Here is a 16011-nt window from a genome sequence, read left to right on the forward strand (position 1 = left end):
AAAAATGCAGTCTTTTTGGTTCTTTGTGTCAACAAAAGAACTGGGGTATGGGGCAAAGCCCCATATATTAAAAACAAAATACAACCTTATTTTTGACAAATTATAATTGTTTAGGTATATACTGAAAATTTTTAAGTTTATAAATTTTTTGTTGTTCTTTTTCCTGCCGCACGCCACAGGCGGACTTCGTCAAAGAACCATACGAAGTACGCCTACGGCGAAAGTGCAAGTGTAAAAAATTAGTACTAAATAATACTAAAGTTGTGTTACATGTAAGATAGCTTTAGTAAATTAAAGCCCAAATGTAGCCTTTCGCTACTGCGGGCTGTGCCTGCTTCTTTGTGGCACGCCTGCCTACGGCACGCAGAGCGAGGCAGACAGCGTCCAAAATAAGTAGGGCGCAGAGCGGTCACGCTGTGTACTTCGTAAGGGCAAAGCCCCAGATATCAAAACAAAAATATAACTTTACTTTTGACAAAATATAATTGTTTAGGTATATAAAACAATAAATAAAAAACTCTAGAGCGATATACTCTTTTTATATAGATATAAAATATTAAGTATATATTGAAAAATTTATATTTAATTAGAAAATCTAAAGGGTGGAGAGTGAAAATAAAATTCAAAAAAATTATTTACACTCCCCGCCCTCTAAAATTTTATTGCGTTACTATAATTTGTTAATACCTGTTTTTTATAATATTCTCACTGTAAAAGCACCCCCACCCAAGCTTTTATCATTTTTAAGAACGTTGTTCAACGCACGCTTAATTTTGTATAATTATTTTAGTAAAAAGATAAAACAGTATTTAATTATATTTTAAAGTTTTGTTTACCGTGCGTTTATTATAAAGCAGGTGCATGCTTTCCTTTGTTAGGGCCATTAGGATGTTTGAGACAATAACCATTTACTAATGACTGTAAAGATTTGTTTTTAGCTCCGCAATACTTACAAAAATATTCAGACTTTTCACCACCTTCATAAAGTTTATGCTTACCCTTGTTAGGGCCATTAGGGTGTTTGAGACAATAACCGCTAGTAAGTGAAGCTATTGAAGAATATTTAGCACCGCAGTATTCGCAGTAAAAGTTTTGAGCCATAAAAAGCCTCCTTTAATTTTGTTATGTTTTAATTATACAGTATGTTTGCGACAAAAACTGTCATAATTTTTAAGAATTTTATTTTTTGTATAAATATAAAAAATTGTATAAAAATAAAAGGCCTCACCTGAAAATACAAGCAAAGCCTTTTAATTTTTAATATGATTAATTATTATTTTTTATTGCAAACTACGTCTTTATCTGTAGGGAAAAAAGGATTTTTTGTAAATCTAATTGTTACAGAAGAACCATCAGAAGAAAATTTGAAAGTACCCACAACTTGTCCATCGTATACAGAAAAACTATAATCAGTGCCAGAACCTGTTACAGTAAAATAATTCTCTGGAGGAAATGTAGGTGCATTATTATCACTAGCTTGATTTATCATACAAGCTTTACCATCTTTAACTGATATCCATAAATAATCTGTAGTACTTCCTCCAGCTTTACTGGCATCAACAGTTTCTGTAGATACATAAGTATTGCCGTTATACTGTTCTATGCCTTTTGGGGATGTTGTGTCCTTATTAGAACAGCTTACTGATAACACTCCTACTAAAAATAGGGTTAGAAAGATTGTTGAAATTTTTTTACTCATAGTAAAACTCCTTTTAATTATAAATATCATTAAAGACATTTATATCCTGTTTAATTTAAATATTTTTAAATGTATTATTAAATTTATAATACTAAATTAAATTTATATTTAAATTTATTACACTATATATTATTTTAAACAAATAGCAAGTATAAAATTGAATTTTTTTACAATTTTATGCTATATCCTCGCGTATAAAAGTTTATCAAGTATAGAAGATTTAGTACTAATTTATATAAATAATTCCCACTCAAATACAAGGTTTCAAAGCGTTTTGAATATTAGTATTGTTTCATACTATTTTAGAAAAATTATTTACCTCTAATGATAAGGATTTGAAGCGTTTGAAAAAAATTATAAATAAAACTCTAAATATAATTGATGTTTATATAATTCTTATATTTAATAGCTAGCTAGATATTAAAATATAAAATTATTAATAAATTAAATTGCATGAACTAAGAATAAGCTGCTAAACTTTTATTAATTCTAAACCTTCAAGACCCAAGTCTTTTTTTGCAGCTTTGATGAATTCCCCCTGCGACCAAAGGAAGTACTGTTAAGTATGGTGTGCGGCGAAAAAAAAAGTTTATAATATATTCATTAAATAAAAACTTTGTCAAACATTTATATACTTATTTTATTAATATTTCTCACTCAAATGCAAGGAATTGAAGCGTTTTGATTATTAGTATTGTTTCATACTATTTTGGGAAGAATATCTCCCTCCAATAACAAGGCTTTGAAGCGTTTGTAAAATCTATAAATATAATAAAGACTTGGGCGGGTGCTTTATTTTCTAATTTAATTATAAAATAAATTTAGATTGTAATTTCAAAATAAACTTAAATATTAAAGGGTAGAAATGTAATAAAAGTTTTAAAATTTAATTATATTTGAGACATTTATATTTTTGGTGTTTTATTTTGATAATTAGTGCTTTGCTTCTATTTTGTGTTATTTTTTAAATTCAAATTATTTTATGCCATTAGTAAATATTTGTTTTTTGTATAAATAAATATTAAAAAGATTTGTATATCTTTATTGGCATTTATGATATTTTATTTTAGAATTACATATAAATTTAATTAAATACATTAAAAAAAAATTATATTGTTATTATTAAATAATATTATAAATTTAAATTAAATTGACAGCATTCATCTAATAATCGTTTGTTTGCTATATTTATATTATTTGTATTTATATCTATACCTATATAATGTCTATTCGTATTTTTAGCAGCTACGCAAGTAGTCCCTGATCCAACAAAAGGATCTAAAATAGTAGCATTCTCTTTTGTTACTAATGATATTAATAATTCCATTAATTTTACAGGTTTTTGATTAACATGCATACCAGAATCATATTTGGTTATATCTACTTTTATTATATTGTCAAAAAAATTATTGTTTTTATGATTTATACAATACTTTTTTATTGCTTCTTCATTCCAAGCACCAACATCATTATTTATTACATTGTCTGCTATTGTAGAACCTATTTTATATGGTTTTTGAAACCACAATATAGGTTCAAATATTGGTCTTAGATTGGCAACTCTCCAACCTTTCCATTTTTCATAATTTTCTATATCATTTCTTCTTTCATATATAGCAGATAATCTTTGAGCTTTGGCAGCAGCAGAATTTTTTTCCCAAGCAAGCATATCTTTAAATGTAAAACCTGCATCCTCAAGTGCTACTATGCATCTATGTGCATATCTTCTTCCTGCAAAAATAAAACAGCTTGCTCCTGGTTTCAAAACTCTAAGCCAATCTGAAGCCCAAGAAGAACACCATTCTTGATATTCTAAAGGTATTTTTTTATCAGCTTCACTCCATCCATTTAAAGGCTTTCCTCTCCTTTTAAATAAAGTACCCATTTCTAATTGGGCGTTTGATGAACCTCCTAAAGCTGAGTTAGAATTATTATGCAATACGTCCCAATCTTCATAAGATATTCCATAAGGTATATCTGATATAATAGCGTGTATAGTTTCACTATCTATAGATTTCATTATATCTATTGAATCACCGCATATTATTTTATCTATCATATTCATAGTTGAACCTTTTTTATAAAATCGTCTATATGCTTAATTCTATCTTCTAATTTTTGAGATTTTATCAATTTTGATATTGCTTGTTCTTTAGTATAATTTTTTATTGTATTTATTTCATTTTCTAAATATGATTTTTCTTCTATTGATCTGTTTGTTATTATATTTATTTGATTAATTAATGTATTATTAAGCTTGGCATTATCAATGTTTATAGTTATGCAAAATTTTTTATTAAAATTATCAAAAAAATTGTTTTCGCTATCTTTCAATGAAATTTTTTCTGAATATAAATTTCCAAAATTCCATATATTTTTTAAATTTAGATATTTATCTTCTTTAATTTTATTTTCAATTAAAAATATTAAATGTTCCCAACTTAGTAAGCATACATTTTTTTCTAATGATTGTTTATAAATTTGACTTTTTTTTCTTGGATATTGAAAATATGGAGAGCATAAAATAGCATAATCTTCATTTTTTTTCCATTTAGAAAGAGCATCAATTTTAAAATCTTTTTGATTTTTAGCAGTTCTGCTCATTCTAAAAGATTTAGCATCAGCTACTAAAGAATATTTATGTATTTTAGATTCGGCATATACATCTGCTGAGTTTCCTCTTGTTTTTAAAACATCAGAATCAAGACCTATTTCCCTAAAAGCTCTAGCTAAAACTATATCAGATAACTTTGAAAAAGCTTTTTCTTCAGTAGTGTCATGACCTATTGATTCTGGTATTATTCCTATATTATATATTATATCTAAAAAATTATCCGTATTAAAAATAATATCTTCTAGCTTCTTAGATATTTCATCAAATTTTAGCTCTTTTAATTTATTTATTTCATCAATTAATTTATAAAACATGTATTCCTCTTAAATTATTTTTAAATATATATTTATTACTATTTTTGTCAACATATATATCAAATTAAGGATAAATAAAAACTTGTAAAATTCTCTCTTATAGTATAAAATTGTATATCTTTATAAAATAATAAAAATTTTATTTAAGAAAATCTAATTAATGGAGCAAAAATTAAGATGGACTATAGTTCTACTATCAATCTGCCTAAAACCGCTTTTCCTATGAAAGCAGGTTTGAAGGAAAAAGAGCCCAAAATAATAAAAAAATGGGACGAAGAAAAACTTTACCAACAGCTTAGAGAATTAAGAAAAGGTGCTCCTAAATGTATTTTACATGATGGACCGCCTTATGCGAATGGAGACATTCATATTGGAACATCATTGAATAAAATTATTAAAGATATTATTGTAAGGTATAAATCTGCTAAAGGGTTTGATTCGCCTTATGTTCCTGGCTGGGACTGTCATGGTATGCCTATAGAATTAAAGGTGCAGGAAAGTTTGGGAGATAAATATAAAGAAACTTCTAAATTTATAATGAGAAAAAAATGCCGTGCTTATGCTCAGAAATATATTGATATTCAAAGAAAAGAGTTTAAAAGACTTGGTGTTATGGGTGATTGGGAAAATCCTTACCTTACTATGTCGCCTGAATATGAATCTGAAATAGTTGAAGTATTTGCTAAACTTGTAGAGAAAGGATATATATATAAAGGCTTAAGAACTATTCACTGGTGTATGGACTGTGAAACTGCATTGGCTGCTGCTGAAATAGAATATGACGATAATCATACTTCTACAAGTGTTTATGTGAGATTTCCAGTATTAAATAAAATCAATGATAAACTAAACGGTAATGTTGATGTTATGATATGGACTACTACTCCTTGGACACTTCCTTCAAATATGGCTTGTGCTTTCAATAGAGATTTAGATTATGTTGCTGTTGAAATAGACGGAAGATATGCAATAATGACTAAAAGCCTAGTTGACACTGTTCTTGGCAAAAAAGACATGAAAGCAGAAGGCAGAGATATGATTCCTATATCTATAGAAGAGATTGAAAAACTTGAAATAGCTCACCCATTTATAAAGGACAGAAAGTCTGCTGTTGTATTTGCTGATTATGTTGAGGTTACTGCTGGTACTGGTGTTGTTCATACTGCTCCAGGTCATGGTATGGAAGACTATCAGACAGGCGTTAATTATGGACTTGATATATATTGCCCAGTAGATAAGGCTGGTAGATATACAAGCGAGTTTCCAGAAATGCAGGGCATGAAAGTGAGAGACGCTAACCCTAAAGTTATTGAAATACTTGAAAATAACGGCTCATTATTCTATAAAGAGAAAGTTACACATAGTTATCCTATTTGCTGGAGATGTAAAAATCCTTTGATATTCAGAGCTACTTCTCAGTGGTTTATGGATATGAAGCATGACAACATAGATGAAAGAACTGTTAAATCTTTAGATAATATTAAATGGTATCCTACTTGGGGACATGACAGAATGAGAAAGATGCTTGAAAATCGTCCAGACTGGTGTTTATCAAGACAGCGTTCTTGGGGTGTTCCTATACCTGCATTCTATTGTAAAAATTGCGGAAAAACTTTACTTACTGCAGAGTCTACTAAACATTTTGCTGAAATAGTAAAAACTAAAGGAATGGATGTATGGTTTGAATTAGAGCCTAAAGACTTACTTCCTGAAGGCACTAAATGCGAATGCGGTTCTTCTGACTTTGGTAAAGAAGAAGATATTTTGGATGTTTGGTTTGATTCTGGAGTATCATCTTTTGCAGCACAGAAAACCAATAAAGATTTGGATGGAGTTTTCCCTGTTGATATATATTTGGAGGGAGGCGACCAATACAGAGGCTGGTTCCAAGCTTCAATTTGGCCTTCTATGGCTATAAGAGGAATTCCTCCATACAAAGAACTTGTTACTCATGGCTGGACTTTAGATGAACAAGGCAGAGCTATGCATAAAAGTGCTGGTAATGTTGTTTCGCCTTTAGAAGTTATTGACAAATACGGTGCTGATATATTAAGGCTTTGGTGTATAAGTGAAGACTTTACCCACAATGCACGTGTTGGTGATAATATGATGAAAGCTATTGCTGACAATTATAGAAAAATAAGAAATACTTTCAGATATTTGCTTGGAAATATTTCTGATTTTGATTTGTCTAAAGATAAAGTTGAAGTTAAAGATTTGCTTCCTGTAGACAGATATGCATTATCAAGACTTCATAGCTTTATAAAAGTTGCTGATAAGGCCTGCGAGGGTTATGAGTTTCATTTATTCTATCAAAGACTTATTAATTACTGCGTAGTTGAGCTTTCTGCTACTTACTTTGACATTATAAAAGACAGATTATACTGCGACAGAAAAGATTCTGTTTCAAGAAGAAGTGCTCAGACTGTACTTGCTGAAATATTAGATGTATTAGTTAAACTTATAGCTCCTGTACTTCCTTTCACAACTGATGAGGTTTGGGGATACTACAAAGGAGAAAATACTTCTTCTGTACATTTGGAATTATATCCTAAAGCTGATGATAGTTTAATTGATTTAGAGTTGGAGCAAGAATGGGCTTCACTTCTTAAAGTACGCGATGATGTATTATTATCTCTTGAAAGAGCTAGAGACAACAACACTATAGGTAAATCTTTAGAGGCTTATATAACAATATGCACTAAAGAGTCATCATCAAAAGACTTGCTTACAAAATATGAAAAATATTTAAACGAAGTATTCATTGTAAGTAAAGTAACAATTTCTGACAGCAAGGACGATACATTTATAGAAGGCGGCGTTTCATTTGTTAAGACAGAGAAAGCAAGCCATGAAAAATGCGTTCGCTGCTGGGGACATTATGAGAGTGTAGGCGAAGACAGCGAGCATAAAGAGTTATGTACTAGATGTGCTGAGGCAGTGAGGTAATTATATTTGAATATTTAAAAAAATTAATATTTTAATTGGGGCTTTGCCCCAAACCCCAGTTCTTTTGGTGACCCAAAGAACCAAAAAGACTGCATTTTTTAATTCAAATATTTTTATTATTAATTTGTTAAATATTATTAAAAAAAATAAAAGGGCGGCTATGAATATGGCTGTCCTTTTTATTAGGAATAGGAACTATATATTGCGTAATTTTAATTAAAATTTTATAATATGAATTATATAAAGTTTTAATATATTTTATTTATAGTATAATTGCATATAATCTACAGAATGAAAGGTTATTTATATATGAGTGCTAAAACAGGACAACTTATATATCATTTAACAGCTATAGATAATTTTGAGTCTATAGTAAAAAATGGATTACTTCCTAGAAGTAAAATAAAGCCTAATATTGATGTTGCTGATAATGAAATATTAAACGGAAGAAATAAATATAATTTATTAGATTATGTACCATTTCACTTTTTTATTAATACACCATTTGATGGGGCTATAAAAAAGAAATATAAAACTACTGATTTTATTTATATATGTATAAAAAGAACAATAGCTAGGAATCATAATTTTAAAATAATACCATGCCATCCATTATCTAATAAACTTGCTAATTATGATAATATTTTATTTAATTATGATGATGGATTTAATTTAATAGAGTGGGATATAATAGATAGTGATAACAGAGATTATAATAATCAAGATATAAAAAATGCATGTATGGCAGAATGTCTATTTTATGGTAAAATACCAATAATAGGAATTACTTCCATTACAGTAAAAAATAATGAAAGTTTTAATAAAATAGGTGGAATTTTATTAAAATATGGATTTATCAAAAAAGATAATCAATATAGTTTTCATACTAAAAATTTAAAAAAATATAGCTTTTTTGTCGATATTAGTCCTAGTTGGTTTTAAAAATTATGATTATATATAAAACAGGTAATATATTAGATACAGATTCTCAATGTATTGTTAATACAGTTAATTGTGAAGGCTATATGGGTAAGGGTTTGGCTTACCAATTTAAAAAAGCTTATCCTGAAAATGAAAAAGCATATATAAAAGCTTGTAAAACAGGTCAGCTTGCCATAGGAAAAGTTTTTTTGTTTGAAGAAGATGGTAAAATAATTGCAAATTTTCCTACAAAAGATAAATGGAGGCTTCCTTCAAAAATGGAGTATATTAAATTAGGTTTATCAGATTTAATCAATAAAATAATATCAAAACAAATATATTCTATCTCAATTCCTCCTTTAGGTTCTGGAAATGGTGGACTTAATTGGGAAGATGTAAGAAAGGAAATAGAGTCATCTTTTTATGATTTATCAGAAGAAATTGAAGTAATTGTTTATGAACCTGCTGGAAATATACAAACTAATTTAAAACCTAAAAAAGCTCCTACTTTATCATTATCTCATTATGTAGTTAGTAAAATAGAGTCTTTATTAAAATATTATAATGTTAAAGATAAAACATATATTAGACTTCAGAAAAGTTGTTATTTTTTTAATTATTTTTATAGAAAGGATTATTTTGATTTTAAAGCATATAAATATGGTCCATATTCTCATGATATAGAGATCGTAAATAAAAAAATTAATGAATATATGCTTTATTATGATATAAAAGATTATAATGTTTTATGTGATGAAATTTATAAAACAATAGTAAGTAAAAAAATAGAAAATGAGTTAAATAATATTGATAATGCTATAAAATTATCATCTGAATATGTTAATAATATAGAATCAAATAGTGAATTAGAATGTTTAACAACCATAATGGTATTGATAAAAGATTATAATTTTACTATAGAAGAAGATATAATAAATGGTTTTAAAAATTGGGAATTTTCAAAAGAAAAGTCTAGAAAATTCAAGGAAAAAGATATATTAAATTCTATTAACTATTTATTAAATACAAATATAATATTAAAAGGATTGTTAGGGTATTCTTTAATTTCTAATTAATAATATTTTTTATAAAATGATTAAAATAATGAAGATGCAATTCTCATTTTTTGTTTTTATTTACTGATAGTTTTATAATGTTTTTTGCTTATTATATCTAGTTACAAAATATGTGTTTTATATTAGTAATAAGGTAAATTTTCAAAAAATATTTTATGATGATCGTTGTATATTCAGCAGCACGTACAGGGGGCGTTTGGTAAGAGAAAGCGATACCGTGCGGGAAGCCCCCGACTGTAGGGAGTGCGTAGCTAGGCTCGTAGTTTTTCGTTTTTTTCTAAAAAAGTTACTGTTTGCAGGCTTATTTTGTTAAAAATGTTTGTTTAATAATAAGGGCGTACCCTTCAGGTATTTCCTCACTTCGTTCGGTCAGGGGGTGGGTTATAAGGTAAATTTTTAAAAAATTATTTCTGTGTTAGTTTTTATATTTCTGGGTTAGCTTTTTAGTTAGTTTATTTTTTGATGTTGGGTAATCAGCCGCACTTACATTGTACTATCCGTAAGGGGTTGCGTTGCCGTGCGGAATGCCCGTATGGCGAATACTGCGGAAGCTAGGCGAGTAGTTGCAAAATGTGCAGTTTGGGTGTATTGTAGATAAAAATATAATTTGGGGGGATTTTATTTTATAGATAAACGTAGCACTTTAAACTATTATAATAATTATGTTAATTATATTTTTTATATCAGTTGTATAATCTATAAAAAATAATATCTTTCATTGAATATTTAAGTAAAATTTTGTATACTATATAAAAAAGTGTATATTGTTTTTTATGCTTTTAAATTTTTAGGTTTAAGTATTTTTAATCAATATATACCTAAACAAATATAGTTTGTCAAAAAATAAATTTTTAGTATTTATGGGGACTAGCCGCGAAGCACATAGTCGTGACTGCTCTGAGTGCCTTCGGTAACCCCACTTCTTTTGGAAGCTGTCCGCCTCACTTTGTATGCCGTAGGCAGGCGTGCCACAAAGAAGCAAAAAGGATATATTTCGGTTAAATTTAATAATTTATTCTATATATAAAACATAATTAGTACTATTAGTATTATTTTTTAGACTTGCACTTTTTGCAACTTTTTGCGGCGGGAAAAAGTTGAATGAAAAAATTGACAAACTTAAAAAATTGGTATAATACAAAGTTTATAAGTTATATTATTTGAGTTTGTAATATAATAAAATTATTAAAAAATGATTGGGGGTTTTTATGCTAAGTAAAGAAGAAGCGTACAAAAAAATTGAAGAGTTAGTTAGTAAGTTTAGGAATAATAAGGATCAGTATACTAACAAAAATTATAATGAAACGGAGACTAGAAGGGATTTTTTGGATCCGTTTTTTGAGGCGTTCGGTTGGGATGTGGCTAACAGGGCGGGTAAATCGCAGACTTATAGAGATGTTATTCATGAGGATAAGCTCAAAGTGGGTAAAGAGACAAAGGCTCCTGATTATGCTTTTCGTATTGGGGGGAACAGGGTTTTCTTTGTGGAGGCGAAAAAGCCCGGGGTTAATCTTAAAGAGGACAGTTTGCCTGCTTTTCAGCTTAGGAGGTATGGCTGGAGTGCTAAACTCGGAATCAGTTTCCTCACTGATTTTGAGGAGCTTGCTATTTATGACTGCACTAGAAAGCCTAGCATAAATGATAAGGCTTCTACTGCTAGGATTGAGTATATTCATTTTGAGGATTATTTAAAAAGGTTTGATTTTCTTTATGAGATACTTAATAAAGAGAGTATTGAGCAGGGTTCGCTTGAAAAATATATTGCGGGGAGTTCAAACAAAAAGGGTACTGAAAGCGTTGATATTGATTTTTTAAGCACGCTTGACAATCTGCGTACTAAACTTGCTTCTAATATATCTAAATTAAACAAAGATTTGTCTGTAAGGGATTTGAATTATGCGGTTCAGCAGATTATTGACAGGATTATATTTTTGAGGGCGGCTGAGGACAGAGGCATTGAAGAGTATGGGGATTTGAAAAGGACATGCGAGAGTAAGAATGAGAATTTTTATAATAATCTTTTGGGGATTTTTAAAAGGGCTGACGGTAAATATAATTCGGGGCTTTTTGATTTTGCTAAAGACAGTATAAGCGGTAATATAGAGATTGACAATAAGGTGATAAAGGAGATTATTAATGAGCTTTATTATCCTTTGAGTCCTTATGAGTTTTCTGTGATATCGGTTGAGATAATGGGGAATGCTTATGAGCAGTTTTTGGGTAAGACTATCACTATAGGGAGGAATCATAGTGCGAAGATAGAATTAAAACCAGAGGTGCGTAAGGCTGGAGGGGTGTATTATACGCCTGAGTATATAGTTGATTATATAGTGGAGAACACGGTTGGGGAGGCTATAAGGGGTAAGAAGCCAGAAGAGATTGCGAATATAAAGATATTGGATCCTGCCTGCGGTAGCGGAAGTTTTTTGCTTGGGGCGTATAAATATTTACTTAATTATCATATTGAATATTATAATAAGATAAAGGACAGGGCGAAGTTTAAGGGGTCGAAAGAAGATGTAATAAAAGAGAATGGGGATTTGACAATTTGGATAAAGAAGCAGATATTACGCAACAATATATTTGGGGTGGACATAGACAGCAATGCGGTTGAGGTAACTAAATTATCGCTTCTTATGAAGTGTTTGGAGGGAGAGAGTCCAGCGTCAATACAGAACAATCAGGATTTATTTAATGAGCGGGCTTTACCGTCATTGGAGGATAATATCAAGTGCGGTAATAGTTTAATAGGTAATGATTTTTACGAGAGCCAGTCGGTGCTTGATTTTGACGAGGAGACGCAGTATAAAATAAATTGTTTTGATTGGGAGGAGGAGTTTAAAAGCGTTTTTAAAGGTGGCGGTTTCGATGTGGTGATAGGCAACCCGCCGTATGTAAGAATACATTTATTAGATAAAATACAGCTAGATTATTTTAAAGATAGATATTCTGTATGTAAAGGTCAAATTGACTTATACAGTCTTTTTATAGAAAAATCTATATCTTATTTATCAAAATCAAATGGTTTAGTTAGTTTCATCGTTCCTAGATTTTTAAAATTTAATATAGATAGTGAAGAAGTAAGAAAATTATTTTTAAAATATAATATTAAACAATTAGTAGAAGTTGGAAAGGCTTTTAAAAATGTTAGTACCGAGTGTATAGTTTTTCTAGTTTCAAAAGATGATAAAAAAGAAGATATAAAAATATATGACTATTATCCAAATAAAGATGTTACATTTATAAAAACTATGGATAAAAATATGTTTTATAATTTTCCAAATATAATTTTTAATACAATAGTTTCAGAAGAAGAAATAAATATTATTAATAAAATGTTATCAATAAGTGTTAAAGTTTCAGAAATATGCAGTTTAAAAAGAGGTATGGAAATTGGTAAAAAAGACATTAGAGAAAATAAATCAGGCATACCAACTTTACTAGGTGAAGAAGTTTCAAAATATCAGATAGCATATGAGAATACATATTGTTTAGAAAATCACAAAGAAGTATCAAGATTAAAATTATTTTCAGAAGTAGAAAAGATTTTAATTAGGAGAGTTGCAAATCAGTTAATAGCTACTTATGATAATGAAAATTATTATTTTATAAAAAATTTATATTCTTTGATTTCAAAAGATTATAATTTAAAATATATATTGGGTTTACTTAATTCTAAATTGTTAAACTTTTTCTTTAAAAAATATTTTACTACTAAAAAAGAAGATATATTCCCAGAGATACAAGCATATCATATTAATGAATTACCTATATATAAAATAGATTTAGATAAAAAAGAAGAAAAAGAAAAATATAATAAAATTATAGAATTAGTTGACTCTATGATAATTCTAAATAAAAAAATATTATCTGAAAAAAATCCTAATTCTTTAAATATGCTAAATAGGCAAATTTCCGCTTGTGAAAAACAACTTGATAATTTGATATTTTCTATTTATAATTTAAATGATGAGGAAAGAAGGATTATTGATGGTAGTAAATAAAATTTGATGAAATAGCTATATTATTTTATAAAAAATTATATCAAGTATAGGATAATAGTTTTAATTAAATAAATAAGGTAGTATACTTGACAAAAAATAAAAAAATAGTAATATATTTTATATTATTAAATAAAATAGAGGATAATAATTATGATTTTAGAAAAATTACCTAAAAATATTGTACCTTATATTTATAAATCAATGATTGATGCAATGGAAACTGCAGAAGAAAAGTGTAAAGATTTTAAAAAAAACAATCTTGATAATGCTTATCATAATATTTTATGGAGTCAATTATATCTTAATTTATCTAAAGTATTTGAATCATATAATATGAAAAGTTATTTATGGAAATATGTATCTTGTTATATTGAAATTACTGAATCGATATTAACTTTTATGAAAAAAAAGAAATTTCTTAAAATTAAGAATAATCATGAGCATATAAGTATGTATCAACAGGCATATACATATTTTAATAAAGATTTAGATATTCAACTAGAATTGTTTGATTATATTGAAGATGATAAGGTTGTAGAAAAAAATAATGAAATAAAAGATATTATTGCAAAAAATATAGATAATCATATACTTATTGTATTTGATTATTTAAATGGAGATGTAAATTTTTTATCAGCTTACATTTTAGCTCCTAGTGGAGAGGTAATAGAGGAATTGAATTTGTTAGATTATATAGATCCTCAAATGACATCTATAGAACCTGATTTACCCGATAATGTACCTACTAGACCAGAAAATAATAAGCCTATTGTTGGTATAAAAGATAAATATTTGAAAAAAGACGATAAAGGTAATAGCAAATAAAATGGAAAATATTATTAATGGAAATAGAATAAAAAAAGCTCGCTTATATAATGGTTTAACTGTAGAAGATATATCGAAAAAATTAGATATTAGTAAACAAACTTTTTCACTATATGAGAATAATAAAATAAATGCTCCATTTGAAAAAATTTTTTTATTATCAAAAGAATTAAATTTTCCTATACAATACTTTTATGAAAAAGATAATGTTAATATAGATTCAAAAACTACTTATTTTAGATCTTTAATGAAAACTACTAAGAAATATAGGGTAGAACAAATTGTAAAAATGGAACATTTGGGATTAATTTGTAATGTTTTATTTGAATACATTAATTTTCCTAAATTAAATTTACCTAGTATTAAATATAAAAATAATTTATCAAAAAATGATATAGAGAATATAGCCCAAAATGTGAGAGATTATTGGAATTTAGGTACTAATCCAATAGATAATATTATAAGAGTAGTTGAAGAAAATGGTATAATAGTAACTAAATTTGAAACATCCACTAATGATATAGATGCATTTAGTCATTTAGTTGATATAGATAATAATAGTATATATTTAATAGCATTATCAAAAAATAAAGACTCACTCCCTAGAAATAAATTTGATGTGGCACATGAATTAGGTCATATATTGTTGCATGAATGGAGTGAAGATATTGAAAGTATATCAAGAGAAGAATATAAATTAAAAGAGGAAGAAGCCAATTATTTTGCTTCATCTTTTTTATTGCCAAAAGATGAATTTATTAAAGATTTTAAAAAAGGTGGTAATAGACTAGAATTTTACATTCATTTGAAAAGTAAGTGGAAAGTTTCAATAGGAGCAATGTTATATAGAGCAAAATATCTTGGATTAATAACAAATACACAATATCAAAATACTATTAAAATAATGAACAAAAAAGGTATCTTGAAAAAAGAACCTTATGATGAATTATTAGGCATATATGAACCTACTTTATTAATTGATTCTATAAATTTGATACTTACTCATATTATGCCTGCTAAAGAGTTGATGAAAGAATTTTCAAATAATAATATTTCTATGAATGCAAAAGAAATTGAAAAATTATTAAATCTAAAAGAAGGTACATTATCAGTAAATCAAGAAGTTGAAAAAATCATAGATGAAAATAATATAAATAAAAATTAATTGTTTGATGTTGGGTAATCAGCCGCACGTACATTGTACTATCCTTAATGGGTTGCGTTGCCGTGCGGGTTGGTGCTACAGCTCGTAGGCGGGAATGCCCCCGACCGTAGGGAGTGCGTAGCTAGGCGAGTGTTTCAAATGGCTAGCTTGTATGGGTTGGGAAAGTCCGCTTTTTTTCGTTGTCTTAAAAAAATTCATATTTTCTGGCTTATTTTGTTAAAAATGTTTGTTTAACTATATAGGATGGGCGGGCGGGCGCAATAGATTGTAAAGAAAAGTTTACATATTATTTCTTGGTTAGTCTTTGAGTTTGGGGTTGGGTTTTTAGTTATTTTATTTATTTTTTGAGGTTGGGTAATCAGCCGCACGTACATTGTACTATCCGTAAGTGGTTGCATTGCCGTGCGGAATGCCCCTACGGCGAGTAGTGGGATGGTAGGTGCA

General features: G+C 28.1%; 10 protein-coding genes. 6 read left to right on the forward strand and 4 right to left on the reverse strand.

What is annotated here, in order from left to right; translation table 11 throughout:
• Positions 1–846 precede the first annotated feature (846 nt).
• The 4 genes from F811_RS0102180 to F811_RS0102195 all read right to left on the reverse strand — a co-directional run bounded on the left by F811_RS0102180 (position 847) and on the right by F811_RS0102195 (position 4627).
• A complete protein-coding gene (locus F811_RS0102180) occupies positions 847–1101 on the reverse strand; it encodes a hypothetical protein (protein WP_008722815.1) in 255 nt (84 codons plus the stop codon).
• Positions 1102–1273: 172 nt separating this feature from the next.
• Entirely contained in the window at positions 1274–1699 is a 426-nt protein-coding gene (locus tag F811_RS0102185; RefSeq protein ID WP_020003653.1) for a hypothetical protein, read from the reverse strand.
• 1132 nt (positions 1700–2831) lie between these two features.
• A complete protein-coding gene (locus tag F811_RS0102190) occupies positions 2832–3764 on the reverse strand; it encodes a DNA-methyltransferase (protein ID WP_020003654.1) in 933 nt (310 codons plus the stop codon).
• Positions 3761–4627 (reverse strand): HindIII family type II restriction endonuclease, encoded by an 867-nt coding sequence (locus F811_RS0102195; RefSeq protein WP_020003655.1) that lies wholly within the window; start codon positions 4625–4627, stop codon positions 3761–3763. The genes F811_RS0102190 and F811_RS0102195 overlap by 4 nt, the downstream gene beginning before the upstream one ends.
• A 177-nt stretch (positions 4628–4804) precedes the next feature.
• On the opposite strand from F811_RS0102195, the gene ileS reads away from it, so the two are divergent.
• The 6 genes from ileS (at position 4805) to F811_RS0102225 (ending at position 15567) form a co-directional block, all read left to right on the forward strand.
• Complete coding sequence (ileS, locus tag F811_RS0102200) at positions 4805–7576, forward strand: isoleucine--tRNA ligase (protein WP_020003656.1); 2772 nt, start codon at positions 4805–4807, stop codon at positions 7574–7576.
• A gap of 309 nt (positions 7577–7885) precedes the next feature.
• A complete protein-coding gene (locus F811_RS0102205; protein ID WP_020003657.1) occupies positions 7886–8518 on the forward strand; it encodes a DarT ssDNA thymidine ADP-ribosyltransferase family protein in 633 nt (210 codons plus the stop codon).
• A gap of 5 nt (positions 8519–8523) precedes the next feature.
• Positions 8524–9573, forward strand: a complete 1050-nt coding sequence (gene darG / locus F811_RS0102210) for a type II toxin-antitoxin system antitoxin DNA ADP-ribosyl glycohydrolase DarG (protein ID WP_020003658.1) — start codon at positions 8524–8526, stop codon at positions 9571–9573.
• 1208 nt (positions 9574–10781) lie between these two features.
• Entirely contained in the window at positions 10782–13577 is a 2796-nt protein-coding gene (locus F811_RS0102215) for an Eco57I restriction-modification methylase domain-containing protein (RefSeq protein ID WP_020003659.1), read from the forward strand.
• 150 nt (positions 13578–13727) lie between these two features.
• Positions 13728–14402 (forward strand): DUF5986 family protein, encoded by a 675-nt coding sequence (locus tag F811_RS0102220; RefSeq protein ID WP_020003660.1) that lies wholly within the window; start codon positions 13728–13730, stop codon positions 14400–14402.
• 1 nt (position 14403) lies between these two features.
• On the forward strand, positions 14404–15567 hold the full coding sequence (locus F811_RS0102225) for a helix-turn-helix domain-containing protein (RefSeq protein WP_020003661.1): 1164 nt from the start codon (positions 14404–14406) through the stop codon (positions 15565–15567).
• Positions 15568–16011 lie beyond the last annotated feature (444 nt).

Origin of the sequence: Brachyspira innocens ATCC 29796, assembly GCF_000384655.1 — a bacterium.
Lineage (GTDB): Bacteria > Spirochaetota > Brachyspiria > Brachyspirales > Brachyspiraceae > Brachyspira > Brachyspira innocens.

Coding starts and splice junctions, on each gene's coding strand:
- F811_RS0102180 (WP_008722815.1), bottom strand. CDS start 1,101: ATGGCTCAAAACTTTTACTGCGAATACTGCGGTGCTAAATATTCTTCA.
- F811_RS0102185 (WP_020003653.1), bottom strand. CDS start 1,699: ATGAGTAAAAAAATTTCAACAATCTTTCTAACCCTATTTTTAGTAGGA.
- F811_RS0102190 (WP_020003654.1), bottom strand. CDS start 3,764: ATGAATATGATAGATAAAATAATATGCGGTGATTCAATAGATATAATG.
- F811_RS0102195 (WP_020003655.1), bottom strand. CDS start 4,627: ATGTTTTATAAATTAATTGATGAAATAAATAAATTAAAAGAGCTAAAA.
- ileS (WP_020003656.1), top strand. CDS start 4,805: ATGGACTATAGTTCTACTATCAATCTGCCTAAAACCGCTTTTCCTATG.
- F811_RS0102205 (WP_020003657.1), top strand. CDS start 7,886: ATGAGTGCTAAAACAGGACAACTTATATATCATTTAACAGCTATAGAT.
- darG (WP_020003658.1), top strand. CDS start 8,524: ATGATTATATATAAAACAGGTAATATATTAGATACAGATTCTCAATGT.
- F811_RS0102215 (WP_020003659.1), top strand. CDS start 10,782: ATGCTAAGTAAAGAAGAAGCGTACAAAAAAATTGAAGAGTTAGTTAGT.
- F811_RS0102220 (WP_020003660.1), top strand. CDS start 13,728: ATGATTTTAGAAAAATTACCTAAAAATATTGTACCTTATATTTATAAA.
- F811_RS0102225 (WP_020003661.1), top strand. CDS start 14,404: ATGGAAAATATTATTAATGGAAATAGAATAAAAAAAGCTCGCTTATAT.